Below are 219 nucleotides of genomic sequence, written 5' to 3' on the forward strand. Positions count from 1 at the left end.
GCAGCGGCCGGACCAGGTCCTCGGCGGCGTCCATCAGCGCGAACGTGTCGCAGCCGTGTTTCCAGCCGTGCAGGTCCGCGACGGCGGTGAAGACCTCCAGGGGGGCGTTGCCGGCCCCGGCGCCCATGCCGGCGAGGGAGGCGTCGACCCGGGTGGTGCCGTGCTGCACGGCGATCACACTGTTGGCCACGCCCAACGACAGGTTGTGGTGGGCGTGGA

At 72.6% G+C, this 219-nt stretch carries 1 pseudogene; it reads right to left on the reverse strand.

Annotated elements, in window-relative coordinates:
• Window positions 1-219, reverse strand: a pseudogene (locus ACXAHD_RS32495) (4-hydroxy-2-oxovalerate aldolase); the annotation flags it as partial.

This window comes from Micromonospora sp. ABR4_055, assembly GCF_056160425.1.